13 protein-coding genes are annotated in these 13,541 nt (G+C 57.4%); 5 read left to right on the forward strand and 8 right to left on the reverse strand.

What is annotated here, in order from left to right:
• Positions 1–52 precede the first annotated feature (52 nt).
• The gene (locus QQF33_RS18115; protein ID WP_282492262.1) at positions 53–463 is read left to right on the forward strand and encodes a YbhQ family protein; all 411 of its coding nucleotides are present in this window, start codon (positions 53–55) and stop codon (positions 461–463) included.
• On the opposite strand, the gene QQF33_RS18120 is transcribed toward QQF33_RS18115, so the two are convergent.
• From QQF33_RS18120 to cecR, 5 genes are read right to left on the reverse strand one after another with little or no spacing between them, the layout of a single operon-like run.
• Positions 425–1,531 (reverse strand): ABC transporter permease, encoded by a 1,107-nt coding sequence (locus QQF33_RS18120; protein WP_285158376.1) that lies wholly within the window; start codon positions 1,529–1,531, stop codon positions 425–427. The genes QQF33_RS18115 and QQF33_RS18120 overlap by 39 nt on opposite strands.
• Positions 1,532–1,586: 55 nt before the next feature.
• Complete coding sequence (locus QQF33_RS18125; RefSeq protein ID WP_285158377.1) at positions 1,587–2,720, reverse strand: ABC transporter permease; 1,134 nt, start codon at positions 2,718–2,720, stop codon at positions 1,587–1,589.
• Positions 2,710–4,449, reverse strand: coding sequence for an ATP-binding cassette domain-containing protein (locus tag QQF33_RS18130; RefSeq protein ID WP_285158378.1), 1,740 nt, complete (start codon positions 4,447–4,449; stop codon positions 2,710–2,712). The genes QQF33_RS18125 and QQF33_RS18130 overlap by 11 nt, the downstream gene beginning before the upstream one ends.
• Positions 4,442–5,437, reverse strand: coding sequence for a secretion protein HlyD (hlyD, locus tag QQF33_RS18135; RefSeq protein ID WP_285155147.1), 996 nt, complete (start codon positions 5,435–5,437; stop codon positions 4,442–4,444). Before hlyD ends, QQF33_RS18130 begins: the two co-directional genes overlap by 8 nt.
• Entirely contained in the window at positions 5,434–6,111 is a 678-nt protein-coding gene (cecR, locus tag QQF33_RS18140; protein ID WP_282492266.1) for a transcriptional regulator CecR, read from the reverse strand. The genes hlyD and cecR overlap by 4 nt, the downstream gene beginning before the upstream one ends.
• A 233-nt stretch (positions 6,112–6,344) precedes the next feature.
• Here cecR and rhlE point away from each other — a divergent pair, with 233 nt between their 5' ends.
• The 3 genes from rhlE (at position 6,345) to ybiB (ending at position 11,046) form a co-directional block, all read left to right on the forward strand.
• Positions 6,345–7,739, forward strand: coding sequence for an ATP-dependent RNA helicase RhlE (rhlE, locus tag QQF33_RS18145; RefSeq protein ID WP_285158379.1), 1,395 nt, complete (start codon positions 6,345–6,347; stop codon positions 7,737–7,739).
• 97 nt (positions 7,740–7,836) lie between these two features.
• Positions 7,837–10,014, forward strand: coding sequence for an ATP-dependent DNA helicase DinG (dinG, locus tag QQF33_RS18150; protein ID WP_285158380.1), 2,178 nt, complete (start codon positions 7,837–7,839; stop codon positions 10,012–10,014).
• A 66-nt stretch (positions 10,015–10,080) separates the two neighbouring features.
• Positions 10,081–11,046, forward strand: a complete 966-nt coding sequence (gene ybiB / locus QQF33_RS18155) for a DNA-binding protein YbiB (RefSeq protein ID WP_285158381.1) — start codon at positions 10,081–10,083, stop codon at positions 11,044–11,046.
• 117 nt (positions 11,047–11,163) lie between these two features.
• Here ybiB and ybiJ read toward each other — a convergent pair whose 3' ends face one another.
• The 3 genes from ybiJ to mcbA form a co-directional block, all read right to left on the reverse strand.
• Entirely contained in the window at positions 11,164–11,424 is a 261-nt protein-coding gene (ybiJ, locus tag QQF33_RS18160) for a DUF1471 family protein YbiJ (RefSeq protein ID WP_100777112.1), read from the reverse strand.
• A gap of 285 nt (positions 11,425–11,709) precedes the next feature.
• The gene (locus tag QQF33_RS18165) at positions 11,710–11,976 is read right to left on the reverse strand and encodes a DksA/TraR family C4-type zinc finger protein (RefSeq protein ID WP_282492272.1); all 267 of its coding nucleotides are present in this window, start codon (positions 11,974–11,976) and stop codon (positions 11,710–11,712) included.
• A 120-nt stretch (positions 11,977–12,096) separates the two neighbouring features.
• Positions 12,097–12,363: a DUF1471 family periplasmic protein McbA gene (gene mcbA / locus QQF33_RS18170; RefSeq protein WP_285158382.1), complete on the reverse strand. Its 267-nt coding sequence runs from the start codon at positions 12,361–12,363 to the stop codon at positions 12,097–12,099.
• Positions 12,364–12,610: 247 nt separating this feature from the next.
• Between mcbA and rlmF the strand changes: the two genes are divergently transcribed.
• Positions 12,611–13,528: a 23S rRNA (adenine(1618)-N(6))-methyltransferase RlmF gene (rlmF, locus tag QQF33_RS18175; protein ID WP_285158383.1), complete on the forward strand. Its 918-nt coding sequence runs from the start codon at positions 12,611–12,613 to the stop codon at positions 13,526–13,528.
• Positions 13,529–13,541: the final 13 nt, after the last annotated feature.

Here is a 13,541-nt window from a genome sequence, read left to right on the forward strand (position 1 = left end):
GTAAAGTGCGGTACTCTGAACTAGCAGAGAAATATCCTTCAGGAGAGAAGCCATGAAGTGGCAACAACGCGTTCGTGTCGCAACTGGCCTCAGTTGCTGGCAGATAATGTTGCATTTACTGGTCGTGGCGGTACTGGTAATGGGCTGGAAGAGCGGCACACTGGTGCACGTCGGCTTAGGATTATGCGCGATGTATGGCGTGACCGTGCTGTCGATGCTGTTTTTACAGCGTCACCACGAGGCGCGCTGGCGTGAAGTGGGTGATGTGCTCGAAGAGCTCACCACCACCTGGTATTTTGGTGCAGCATTAATCGTCCTGTGGCTGTTGTCACGCGTGCTGCAAAACAACCTGCTGCTGGCCCTGGCGGGCCTGGTGATTCTGGCAGGACCCGCGGTGGTCTCATTGCTGACCAAAGAGAAAAACTCAGGCGATATTGCGTCTAAACATCGCGTACGCCACTGAGCCCGTCGTGGCCGCTATGATTAGTAGCGGCCACAAACTTCCCCACACAATATCCAGACTCGCATCCTTCAGATAGATTTGCTTGGTGATATCGGTGAAGTGCCGAATCGGGTTCACCCAGGTTAAATCCTGAAGCCAGACCGGCATGTTTTCCACGGGCGACACATACCCCGAGAGCAGAATCGCCGGCATCATAAAGACAAACACGCCGATAAACGCCTGCTGCTGCGTTGAGCACAGCGCCGAAATCAACAGCCCGAATCCCACCAGCGACAGCCCGTAAATCAGCATCGTGAAGTAAAACAGCCCCAGCGATCCGGCAAACGGAATTTGATACGCCCAGATGCCGATCCCCAGCACGATACTGGCCTGGAAGGTGGCGACGATCAGCGCAGGCACCGCTTTGCCGACGAAAATCTGCCAGGTGGCGAGCGGGGAAACCAGCAGCTGATCCAGCGTCCCTTGCTCGCGCTCACGAGCGACGGAGAGCGACGTCACAATCATCACCCCGATGGTGGTGATCATGGCGATCAGCGACGGCACCACAAACCATTTGTAATCCAGATTTGGGTTGTACCAGTTGCGCACCACCAGCTCGCTGTTGTTCGGTTTAGGTTTCCCTTCCATCAGCTCCTGCTGATAATTTTTCACCACCTGCTGCAGATAGTTGGCGGCGATTTGCGCGCTGTTGGAGTTGCGTCCGTCGAGGATCAGCTGCATCGGCGCGGTCTGGAAGGTATCCAGATTGCGCGAGAAATCCGCCGGGAATCGCACCAGCAGCAGCGCCTTTTGCTGGTCGATGGTCGGCTGGATCTCCTGCGGGCTTTTCAGCAGCAGCACGTGAGTAAAGGCTTTGGCGCGGGCGAAGCGCTGGGTCAGCTCCACGGAGTGTTTGCCGTTGTCCTCGTTGTAGACGGCGATAGTGGCGTTGGTCACTTCCAGCGTGGCGGCAAACGGAAACAGCAGAACCTGGATGAGCACCGGCAGGATCAGGATCGCGCGGGTTTGCGGCTCACGCAGCAAGGATTGCAGCTCTTTGCGAATTAATGTCCATAAACGGTGAAACATGGTGTCGTCCTCGCGTCGGGTGGCGATTCGCTGACCCGACCTACAAAAAACGGTATTAATCTAAACGCCGTTTCGTTTTCATCCACGTCAGGCCGATAAACATCACCGCCGACGCCATCAAAAACAGAATATTGATTATCAATACCGACGGAATATTCCCCGCCAGGAACAGGCTTTGCAGCGTGTTCACAAAGTAGCGCGCCGGGATGATGTAAGTCACCGCGCGGATAATGGCGGGCATACTGTCGATCTGGAAAATAAACCCGGACAGCATAATCGACGGCAGAAACGCGGCGTTCAGCGCCACCTGCGCGGCGTTAAACTGGTTGCGGGTGATGGTCGAAATCAGCAGGCCCATCCCCAGGGTGCTGAGTAAAAACAGGCTGGTGATGAAAAACAGCAAAATCAGCGAGCCGCGATAGGGCACACCAAGAATAAACACCGACACCAGCATGCAGAGCAGCATCGCCAGCATCCCGAGGAAGTAGTAGGGGATAAGCTTGCACAGCAGCAGCTCGACGCGCGTCACCTCCGTGGAGAGCAGCGCTTCCATGGTGCCGCGCTCCCATTCGCGGGCGATCACCAGCGAGGTGAGGATCGCCCCAATTACGGTCATGATAATGGTTATCGCGCCGGGAATGATAAAGTGCTGGCTGATGGCGGCGGGGTTAAACCAGTAGCGGGTTTGCACGTCGATCAGCGGCTCAAACTCCTCGCCTCTGTCTTCCGCCCGCTGCATCTGCCACAGCTGCCAGATCCCCTCGACGTACCCCTGCACAAAGTTCGCGGTGTTCGGCTCGCTGCCGTCGGTGATCACCTGAATCGGCGCATCGGTACTGGCGCGCGCCATGTTGGCGGCGAAATCAACGGGGATCACCACCAGGCCGCGAATCTTCCCGGCCTGCATCTTCTGAATCAGCTCCTGGCGGTTATCGCTGATCGTGGCGTCAATGTAGGGCGAGCCGGTCATGGCGTGGGTGAAATCGAGCGCTTCCTCGCTCTGCTGTTCCAGTAAAATCCCGACCCGCAGCTTGCTGGAGTCGAGGTTAATCCCGTAGCCAAAGATAAACAGCAGCAGTAGGGGGATGACCACTGCAATCAGCCAACTGCTCGGGTCGCGCACGATTTGCCGCGTCTCTTTGATGCACAGGGCGCGCACTCGCCGCCAGGAAATCGCCTTAATGCTCATGGGCGTGCTCCTTATCCCAGTCGTTAATCAGGGTGATAAACGCCTGCTCCATGGTCGGATCGGGCTGCTCCTCGTCGGCGGCCTGGGCTTTTAAATCGTCCGGCGTGCCGTGGGCGATGAGCTTCCCACGATAGACCAGCCCGATGCGGTCGCAATACTCCGCCTCATCCATAAAGTGGGTGGTGACCATTACGGTGACGCCTTTCTCGACCATGCTATTGATGTGCAGCCAAAACTCCCGGCGGGTGAGGGGATCGACGCCGGAAGTCGGTTCGTCGAGAAACAGAATATCTGGCTCGTGCATCAGAGAGCAGGCCAGCGCCAGACGCTGCTTAAAGCCGAGCGGCAGTTCGTCGGTGGCGTGTGAGGCGATATGGGTCAGGCCAAAAGCATCGCTCATGCGGGCGATTTTCTCGCTCTGCGCCCGCCCGCGCAGGCCGTAGACGCCGGAGAAAAAGCGCAGGTTCTGCTCAACGGTCAGGTTGCTGTAGAGGGAAAACTTCTGCGCCATATAACCCAGATGCTGGCGCGCTTTGCCGGAGCTGACTTTCAGATCCATATCCAGTACCAGCGCTTTGCCGGATGTCGGCACCAGCAGGCCGCACATCATTTTAAAGGTGGTCGATTTCCCGGCGCCGTTCGGGCCCAGCAGACCAAAAATCTCTCCGCGTTTCACCGCAAAATTGACGTTGTCCGTCGCCGCAAAATCCCCGAACTTTTTGGTTAAGGATTTGGCCTCGATTACCGTTTCACCGGGCGTGCCTTCTACGGTGTGCAAAATCGCGCCCAGCGGCGATTCGGAGGTACTCGCCCCGCCGAGCAGGTCGATAAAGGCATCTTCGAAGCGCGGGGCGGTCTCGTCGATCTCAATCTGAGGCATGCCCTGCGCCTGGCGAATGTCTTCCGCGGTGGCCTCTTTTTTGAGGATCACGCGCACCGAACGCCCCTGAATCATCCCGTCGCTGACCTGCGTGAGTTTCAGTACCCGCTGTAACAGCTTGCGGTTGGTCTCATCCGGGCTGTGCAGCAGGAAACAGCGCCCGGCCATCTGCTGCGTCAGCGCCGTCGGTTCGCCCTGATAGAGCAGCTCACCTTCGTTCATCAGCAGCACGTCGCGGCACTGTTCGGCCTCGTCGAGATAGGAGGTGCTCCAGAGGATCAGCATTCCGTCCCCGGCCAGCTCGTGGACCATCTGCCACAGTTCGCGGCGAGAGATCGGGTCGACGCCGACGCCGGGCTCATCCAGCAGCAGCACTTTCGGCTCGCCGACCAGCGTGCAGGCCAGGCCCAGCTTTTGCTTCATCCCGCCGGAGAGCTTACCCGCCAGCCGGTCGGTGAACGGCCCGAGCGAGGTAAATTCCAGCAGTCGGGCAAAGGTTTTCTCGCGGACTTCGCCGGTGACGCTGCGCAGATCGGCGTACAGCGTCAGGTTTTCCATCACCGTCAGATCTTCGTACAGGCCAAATTTCTGCGGCATGTAACCGAGCATGGCGTGCAGCTCGCTGTCGTTTTTGATCGGATCAAGCCCCAGCACGCTGGCCGTGCCTTCATCAGGTTTGAGCAATCCGGCGAGCATGCGCATCAGCGTGGTTTTGCCTGCGCCATCGGGCCCGACCAGGCCGGTGACGTAGCCTTTTTGCAATGTACAGTTCAGCGGTGCGACGGCGGGTTTATCCATGCCCGCAAAGCGTTTCACCAGATTATTGAGCTGGATAACCGCATCATTCATGTCGGTCCCCATCGTTGAATTTCACGGTAATCGGCATCCCCTGACGCAGCGCGTCATCGGCGTCGGTGACGATAATGCGCAGGCGATAGACGAGGTCGGTGCGCAGATCCGGCGTTTCAACGGTTTTTGGCGTGAACTCGGCGGTCGGGGAGACAAACCCGACTTTCCCGTGGTACGGCTTATCGGGCCGTCCGTCGGTGTAGAGCAGTAGCTCGCGTCCCGGCTGGGCCTGATTCAGATTCGGTTCATCAATGTATGCGCGCACCCACACCGGGCGGGTGAGGGAGAGCGTCAGCACGGTGCTGCCTGCGCTCAGCATGCTGCCGGGTTCAACCGCGCGGGTCATCAGCGTGCCGTTGGACGGGGCGACCAGCGTCGTGTCGTGCAGATCCAGCTCGGCCTGTGCCAGCTGCGCCTGAGCCTGTTCAAGATTCGCTTTCGCCTGGGCGATATCCTGCGGACGGTTCCCGGTGCGGTACTGGCTTAACTTATCCTGGGCTGATTTCAGCGTCGCCTGAGCCTGATCGCGCGAGGAGCGGGCGTTTTCCAGGTCGTTCGCCGAGATGGTGCGGCTTTTCCACAGCCCCTGCTGGCGGTTGTAGAAGTTCTGCGCGTAATCGAATGCAGCCTGCGCCTGTTTCACCGCGGCGGCGGCTTGCGCCACTTCCTCGTCGCGATAGCCTGCCAGCATCAGGTCATACTGCGCCTGAGCAACCGACACGCTGGCTTTGGCCTGCATCAGCGCATTTTTATACGGGGCTTGATCCAACTGGCCTAAGGTCTGACCGGCGTTGATCGTATCGCCTTCGTCCACGGTAAGGGACTCCAGCCGCCCGCCGACGCGGAAGCTCATATTCAGCGTGCGAATATCCACGTTACCGTAGAGCGTCAGGCCGCGATCCTGCTGGCTCTGATACCACAGCCAGCCGCCGATCCCGGCTGCCAGCACAACAACCACCGCCAGGATGGCGACGACAGGTTTTTTCATGACTCCAGGCTCCTTTGCGTTAAACCTTGCAGGATCAGGTCGAGATGACAGGTGATGACCTGACTAATCTGCGCGGATTTTTCCTCATCGAATTGTGTCCAGCCCGTGCGCAGCAGGATGGTCTCCCGGCCCAGACGAAAAGCAAGCACTTCGCCGAGCAGCGCATGGGTATGCAAAATGGTCTGTGTGTCGTTCGCGTCGCGCCCGGTGTAGGCCGCAATCAGGTGCGTCAGATGGGTGTGCATCGGGGCAATTACCTGATCGTGGACTCGCTGATAGGCGGCGGTCGGCGAGAGTTGCTCGCGTGAGATAAACTTACTCAGGTTCAGCGTATCGTCGTGGGTGAGCAGGGCGATCATGTTGTTGCAGGCGTTCAGGATAAGCTGGCGGATGGCGGCGCGATCCGGTGACGGCTCGCTCAGCAGCGCGGTGGCGGCGGCTACCTGATCGTGAAAACGACTGCCGATGAAATCGGCGATCCACTGGGCGCAGGCGAGATACAAATCTTCCTTCGAGCCAAAATAGTAGGTGATGGCGGCGATGTTCTGCCCGGCCTGCGCGGCGATATCCCGGGTGGTGGCGTGCAGGCCATACTCGCCGAACTGGGCCAGTGCGGCGGCAATCAGCTGGCTTTTCGCCTGTTCACCTTTGGTAGTCGTCGGAGTTGGATTCATGGCGTCATTAAAAATTAATCAATCGATTGATTAAGATTATGATTAAATTTTCACCTTGTCCAGTCGGGGTGGAGCAATATTTCGCTGATGAATCGCAGAGGGATATTTTATGCGCCATGTCACAAAACCTGCTACACTCCGCTGCTTCGCGACATTGTGGTTTTTGTCCTACTCGTTTCGTCTTATCTCCCTGAAAACTACACCTGTGACGGTCGGGGCGGTTCGGAGTTTTTATGTCTTTTGATACCCTTGGCCTGAACCCTGAAATTCTGCGCGCTGTTGCAGAGCAGGGCTACGTTGAGCCAACCCCAATCCAGCAGCAGGCGATCCCTGCGGTGCTGGAAGGCCGTGACCTGATGGCCAGTGCCCAGACCGGCACCGGTAAAACCGCAGGCTTCACGCTGCCGCTGCTGCAGCGTCTGGTTCAGAAAGAGCCGCACGCCAAAGGCCGTCGCCCGGTACGCGCGCTGATCCTGACCCCCACCCGTGAACTTGCCGCGCAGATCGGCGAGAACGTGCGTGAATACAGCCGTTATCTCGACATCCGCTCGCTGGTGGTTTTCGGCGGCGTGAGCATTAATCCACAGATGATGAAGCTGCGCAGCGGCGTTGACGTTTTAGTCGCCACGCCGGGCCGTCTGCTGGATCTGGAACATCAGAATGCGGTCAAACTGGATCAGGTTGAAATCCTGGTGCTGGATGAAGCGGACCGTATGCTGGACATGGGCTTTATCCATGATATTCGTCGCGTGCTGGCAAAACTGCCTGCGCGTCGTCAGAATCTGCTGTTCTCCGCCACCTTCTCTGATGAGATCAAAGGCCTGGCGGAAAAACTGCTGCGTAACCCGCTGGAAATCGAAGTGGCGCGTCGCAACACCGCCTCTGAGCAAATCACCCAGCACGTTCACTTCGTTGATAAGAAGCGTAAGCGGGAACTGCTCTCCCAGATGATTGGCGAAGGCAACTGGCAGCAGGTGCTGGTCTTTACCCGTACCAAACACGGCGCTAACCACCTGGCAGAACAGCTGAACAAAGATGGCATCCGCAGTGCGGCCATCCACGGCAACAAGAGCCAGGGGGCACGTACCCGTGCGCTGGCTGATTTCAAATCGGGCGACATTCGCGTGCTGGTGGCGACGGATATCGCCGCGCGCGGTCTCGACATTGAAGAGCTGCCGCACGTGGTGAACTACGAGCTGCCGAACGTCCCGGAAGATTACGTTCACCGTATCGGTCGTACTGGCCGTGCGGCGGCCACCGGTGAAGCGCTCTCTCTGGTTTGCGTCGATGAACACAAACTGCTGCACGACATCGAACGTCTGCTGAAAAAAGAGATCCCACGCATTGCCCTCGAAGGCTATGAAGTGGATGCTTCCATCAAAGCGGAGCCGATCCAGAATGGTCGCCAGCAGCGTGGCGGCGGCGGTGGTCGTGGACAGGGCGCAGGCGGTCGTAGCCAACAGCCGCGCCGTTCAGAAGGTGGCGCACCGAAAGCCGCAGCCAAACCGCCGCGTCGCACCGGTGATGCCAAACCCGCCGGGGAAAACCCATGGCGCAGCGGGGAAGCGAAACCCGCAGGTGAAGGCCAACGCCGACGCCGCCCGCGTAAACCTGCTTCAGCGCAGTAATCTGGAAGCCCGGCCGTAAAGCCGGGCTTTTCTTTTTGCGACAACCCCGCGAACGTGCCACAATAGTGGCTGTTTATACAGTATTTCAGGTTCCCCGATGGCTTTAACCGCTGCGCTCAAAGCGCAAATTGCCGCCTGGTATAAGGCGTTGCAACAGCAGATCCCCGACTTTATTCCCCGAGCCCCGCAGCGGCAGATGATTGCCGATGTGGCGAAGACGCTCGCCGGGGACGACGGACGGCATCTGGCGATTGAAGCCCCGACCGGCGTCGGGAAAACCCTCTCCTATTTAATTCCTGGCATTGCGATTGCTCGCGAAGAGCAAAAAACGCTGGTGGTCAGCACCGCCAACGTGGCCTTGCAGGATCAGATCTACAGCAAAGACCTGCCGCTGCTGCGCAAAATCATCCCTGAGCTGCGCTTCACCGCCGCGTTTGGGCGCGGGCGTTACGTCTGCCCGCGCAATCTGGCGGGGCTTGCCAGCACCGAAGCGACCCAGCAGGATCTGCTGGCGTTCCTCGACGATGACCTCACGCCAAACAACAAAGCCGAGCAGGAGCTGTGCGCGAAGCTTAAAGTCGATCTCGACGGCTACAAGTGGGACGGCCTGCGCGATCACACGGACAAAGCCATCAGCGATGACCTGTGGCGACGACTGAGCACCGATAAAGCCAGCTGTCTGAACCGCAACTGCCATTACTACCGCGAATGTCCGTTCTTCGTCGCGCGTCGTGAAATTCAGGAAGCGGAAGTGGTGGTGGCTAACCACGCGCTGGTAATGGCGGCGCTCGAGAGCGAATCGGTCCTGCCGGACCCGAAAAATCTCTTACTGGTCCTCGATGAAGGACACCATCTGCCGGACGTGGCGCGCGATGCCTTAGAAATGAGCGCGGAGATCACCGCCCCGTGGTTTCGTCTGCAGCTCGATCTGTTCTGCAAACTCATTGCCACCTGCATGGAACAGTTCCGCCCCAAAACCACGCCGCCGCTGGCGGTGCCTGAGCGATTGAGTGCCCATTGCGAAGAGATCTACGCGTTAATCGCCTCGCTGAACACCATTCTCGATCTCTATCTGCCTGCGACTCAGGAGGCCGAACATCGTTTTGCGATGGGCGAACTGCCGGAGGAGATCATGGAGATCTGCAAACAGCTGGCGAAGCATCTGGAAAAACTGCGCGGGCTGGCTGAGATGTTCCTCAACGATCTCAGCGAAAAAACCGGCACCCATGACGTGGTGCGCGTGCATCGCGTGCTGCTGCAGATGAACCGCGCACTGAGCATGTTTGAGAGCCAAAGCAAGCTGTGGCGGCTGGCGTCGATGGCTCAGGCCTCCGGCGCGCCGGTCACCAAATGGGCGACGCGGGACGCCAAAGACGGACAAATTCATCTCTACTTCCACTGCGTGGGCATTCGCGTCAGCGATCAGCTGGAGAAGCTCATCTGGCGCAGCGTGCCGCACGTGATCGTCACCTCCGCGACGTTGCGCTCCCTGAACAGCTTCTCGCGTTTGCAGGAGATGAGCGGTCTGAAAGAGAAAGCGGGCGACCGTTTTGTCTCACTGGATTCGCCGTTTAACCACTGCGAGCAGGGCAAACTGGTGATCCCAAAAATGCAGCACGAGCCGCTGATGGAGCACGAAGAGCAGCACATTGCCGAAATGGCCGCCTATTTCCGCGAGCAGGTCGAGAGCAAAAAATATCCCGGCATGCTGGTGCTGTTCGCCAGCAACCGCGCGATGCAGCTGTTTTTAACCTATGTCACTGACCTGCGTCTGTTGCTGCTCGTGCAGGGCGATCAGCCGCGCTATCGACTGGTGGAAACCCATCGCAAGCGCATCGACGGCGGCGAGCGCAGCGTGCTCGTCGGCTTGCAGTCTTTTGCAGAAGGTCTGGATCTGAAGGGCGATTACCTGACGCAGGTGCATATCCATAAAATCGCCTTCCCGCCGATCGACAGCCCGGTGGTGATCACCGAAGGCGAGTGGCTCAAAAGCCTCAACCGCTATCCGTTCGAAGTGCAAAGCCTGCCCGCGGCGTCATTCAACCTGATTCAGCAGGTGGGGCGACTGATCCGTAGCCACGGTTGCTGGGGCGAAATCGTCATTTATGATCGACGTCTGCTGACCAAAAACTACGGCCAGCGCCTGCTCAACGCGCTGCCGGTATTCCCGATCGAGCAGCCCGACGTGCCGGAAGTGACAAAGCGTCCGACGAAAGTGGTGGCGGCGCGGAAAAAAGCGCCCGGCGCGAGACGGCGTAGTCCCGGCAGAAAATAAGCAACACTATCGTTGATGGCTTTATCAGGGCTATAGTGTGTCTATGATGTTGCCAGGAGAAATGTCGTGGATTATCGCAAAATTATCAAAGAGGTAGGACGTGGGAAAAATCACGCCCGCGATCTGGATCAGGAAACCGCCCGCGCGCTGTACACCCACATGCTGAACGGCGATGTGCCGGAGCTGGAGATGGGCGGCATCTTAATTGCCCTGCGCATTAAAGGCGAAGGCGAAGCGGAGATGCGCGGGTTTTACGAGGCGATGCAGGCGCAAACCCTGCAACTGACACCGCCCGTCGCAAAGCCGATGCCGATTGTGATCCCGACCTATAACGGAGCGCGCAAACAGGCGAATCTCACGCCGTTGCTGGCGGTACTGCTCAACAAGCTGGGCTTTCCGGTGGTGGTGCACGGCGTCAGCGCCGATCCGACGCGCGTACTGACAGAAACCATATTTGAATTAATGGGCATTGCGCCCACTCTCCATGCCGGTCAGGCACAGGCCAAACTCGAAGGTCATCACCCGGTCTATATTCCGGTCAGCGCACTCTGTCCGCCGCTCGAAAAACAGCTGGATATGCGCTGGCGGATGGGCGTGCGTAACAGTGCGCATACTCTGGCAAAACTGGCGACGCCGTTTGCGGAAGATGCTGCGCTGCGTCTGTCGAGCGTTTCACACCCTGAATATGTCACTCGCGTGGCGGGTTTCTTCGCCGATATTGGCGGTAAAGGGCTGCTGATGCACGGCACCGAAGGCGAAGCCTACGCCAATCCGCAGCGCTGTCCGCAGATGACGCTGATCGACAAGCAGGGCACTCGTGTGGTGCTCGAGCGCGGTGAAGAGCCGCAGGGCGAATTGGTGCTCCCGACGGCGAAAGATGCTGAAACCACCGCCCGCTGGACCGAGCGCTGTCTCGCCGGAATTGAGCCGGTACCGCATTCACTGAAGCTACAGATGGCGTGCTGTCTGATGGCGACAGGGGAGACGGATTCCGTTGAGGCGGGGCTGGCGCGCGTAGCGCAGTATTTTTAGATAAAAAAAAGCCCGTCCGGTGAGGACGGGCAAACAAAGGGTAACAACAACAGGGTCAATGAGGGTTGGAGCAACTCGCCAGAGGGTGTAGCGAGCGATGGAGCATAATCCGTTGGGTTATTTGTAGATAACCGCAGTACCGCTAAGTTTGTTGTTGGTGTTAGCAGAGGTGATGGTGTATCCGCTTGCACCCGCAGCTGACGCTTTCTCAGCCAGTTTTGCTTCCAGACCGTCCAGCGTGGTCGCGCCTTCTGCACTCACCACACCGATTTTATTCATATTCTGCGCCTGAGCAGAAGTTACAGATTCCGCAGCGAATGCGCCAAATGACAGAGCAGACAGGGCAACAGCGGCAACAGCATATTTGATGGTTTTCATAGTTAATCTCTCGCAGGTTATTCTGTTAAGGGGACGATGTTCCGTCGATGTGATAAGTATCACGGTTTTTCGCGAAAGATAAAATCGAAGAGAATTGACAGCGTTGCTCAAAAAAATTGAATGACAAATAACTTATTGATTATTAATAAATTCAGAGAACCGTTTTACAGTTCTTGTCGCTTCGCTTTACAGACGAGGTGAAGAGGGCACGTTTTGCCACGCGATGTTGAAAAAAGCGTGAGCGTAAAGCTAACTGCTTGCCGCTTCGGTTTAGGTAAAGAAGAGTCAACGTAGCTGGCTGTCTTTAGATCCTCTGCGATTATATCCTGAGTGTGAAGTATTTTTTGAATCTTTATTCTGCTGACAGGTAATGCAAAGCCGCACGCCTGGCATGGCTTTACGTCGTGCCTCAGGGATAGGCTCGCCACACTCTTCGCACTCGACCAAACTTTCACCCTGCGGTAAATCGCTGCGAACGCGTGCAACAGCATCTTCAATCGTACTGTTGATCTGTTCGTTCACTGCATCGTCATTAGCCCAACCGGATGCCATATCCGTCTCCTGATAAGTAGAAGCACATAGTATGAATATGGGGTTAAAAAACGCACAGTCAAGAAGAGGGGGGGATAAAGCACTGCACCTGTTGGGCAGATGCAGCGGGTGTGCGGGGAACTATTTGTAGATGGTGGCTGTGCCGAACATATGATTGTCGCCGCTCGCGGATTCAACAACGAACCCTTTTGCCCCTTGTTCACGGGCTTTTTCTGCCAGCTTATGCTGGAGATCATCCAGATTGGCGGCCCCGGTGGCGGAGACGGTTCCGGCAGGGCGAAGCTGGCTGGTGTCGTTTTCGGCCGTCAGGGACTGAACGGACCATGCGGGAAACGATGCAGCGGCCAGGGCGCCAGCGGCAACGATGAGAGTCAGGTATTTTTTCATAATCACATCCTCTGAGTTTGAATGACAATGGGTGATTCAGATTAAGTTTAGAAGGTTAAAGAGTGTGATTTAGCGCAAAAATTTGATGGTGATCTGCTTATTTTTTGAACGATATAAACTGACAAATGATTGACAGATCATAGACATACAGGTTGCTGATTTTTAGTGATTTGTTGCGGTGGTAAGAGAGTTATTTACCGTTGGGCCCCCAGAGGGTATCTTACGCCGCTGTGAAAAGGAGAATGCCATGACTGCCCAAAAGCCGGGATTACACCCGCGTAACCGCCACCGTAGCTGCTACGACATGAATGCCTTGTGTCAAAGCTGCCCGCAACTGCAGGAATTTATCGTGCAGACCCCCGCGGGTGAACCCTCAGTTAATTTTGCCGATCCGCTGGCGGTAAAAGCGCTGAACAAGGCGCTTTTGGCCCATTTTTATGGCGTGGCGCACTGGGACATTCCGGAAGGTTTTCTCTGTCCACCGGTGCCGGGGCGTGCGGATTATATCCACCATCTGGCTGATTTACTGGCGGAAAGCAATGGCGGAGAGATCCCGAAACAGGCCACGGTGCTGGATATCGGCACCGGCGCGAACCTGATTTATCCCCTGATTGGCGCACATGAATATGGCTGGCGCTTTACCGGCAGCGAAACGGGCCCGGAAGCATTCGCCAGCGCGCAGGCGATTATCAACGGCAACGTGGGGTTAACCCGCGCCATCCGTTTGCGTCGTCAGAAAGATGCCTCCCTGATTTTCAACGGCATCATTCATAAGAATGAAAACTACGATGCCACGATGTGCAATCCGCCGTTCCATGATTCAGCAGCCACTGCCCGCGCGGGGAGCGAGCGCAAGCGCCGTAACCTCGGTCAGGCAGAAGATGGCGCGCTCAACTTTGGCGGCCAGCAGCACGAACTGTGGTGCGAAGGCGGCGAAGTGGCTTTCATCGAGAAGATGATCGCTGAAAGCCAGCAGTTTGGCCGTCAGGTGAAGTGGTTTACGACCCTGGTCTCTCGCGGGGATAATTTGCCGCCTCTTTACCGCGCACTGACGAACGTCGGCGCAGTGAAAGTGGTGAAAAAAGAGATGGCCCAGGGGCAGAAACAGAGCCGCTTTATCGCGTGGTCCTTTATGGATGATGCGAAACGCCGCCGTCCGTTCTGACAGGTTTTGCCCG

The sequence above is a fragment of the Lelliottia wanjuensis genome (assembly GCF_030238365.1).
GTDB classification, from domain to species: Bacteria; Pseudomonadota; Gammaproteobacteria; order Enterobacterales; family Enterobacteriaceae; genus Enterobacter; species Enterobacter wanjuensis.

Bases quoted from the DNA above. Each gene is read 5' to 3' on its own strand.
- QQF33_RS18115 (WP_282492262.1), top strand. From the start codon at position 53: ATGAAGTGGCAACAACGCGTTCGTGTCGCAACTGGCCTCAGTTGCTGG.
- QQF33_RS18120 (WP_285158376.1), bottom strand. From the start codon at position 1,531: ATGTTTCACCGTTTATGGACATTAATTCGCAAAGAGCTGCAATCCTTG.
- QQF33_RS18125 (WP_285158377.1), bottom strand. From the start codon at position 2,720: ATGAGCATTAAGGCGATTTCCTGGCGGCGAGTGCGCGCCCTGTGCATC.
- QQF33_RS18130 (WP_285158378.1), bottom strand. From the start codon at position 4,449: ATGAATGATGCGGTTATCCAGCTCAATAATCTGGTGAAACGCTTTGCG.
- hlyD (WP_285155147.1), bottom strand. From the start codon at position 5,437: ATGAAAAAACCTGTCGTCGCCATCCTGGCGGTGGTTGTTGTGCTGGCA.
- cecR (WP_282492266.1), bottom strand. From the start codon at position 6,111: ATGAATCCAACTCCGACGACTACCAAAGGTGAACAGGCGAAAAGCCAG.
- rhlE (WP_285158379.1), top strand. From the start codon at position 6,345: ATGTCTTTTGATACCCTTGGCCTGAACCCTGAAATTCTGCGCGCTGTT.
- dinG (WP_285158380.1), top strand. From the start codon at position 7,837: ATGGCTTTAACCGCTGCGCTCAAAGCGCAAATTGCCGCCTGGTATAAG.
- ybiJ (WP_100777112.1), bottom strand. From the start codon at position 11,424: ATGAAAACCATCAAATATGCTGTTGCCGCTGTTGCCCTGTCTGCTCTG.
- QQF33_RS18165 (WP_282492272.1), bottom strand. From the start codon at position 11,976: ATGGCATCCGGTTGGGCTAATGACGATGCAGTGAACGAACAGATCAAC.
- mcbA (WP_285158382.1), bottom strand. From the start codon at position 12,363: ATGAAAAAATACCTGACTCTCATCGTTGCCGCTGGCGCCCTGGCCGCT.
- rlmF (WP_285158383.1), top strand. From the start codon at position 12,611: ATGACTGCCCAAAAGCCGGGATTACACCCGCGTAACCGCCACCGTAGC.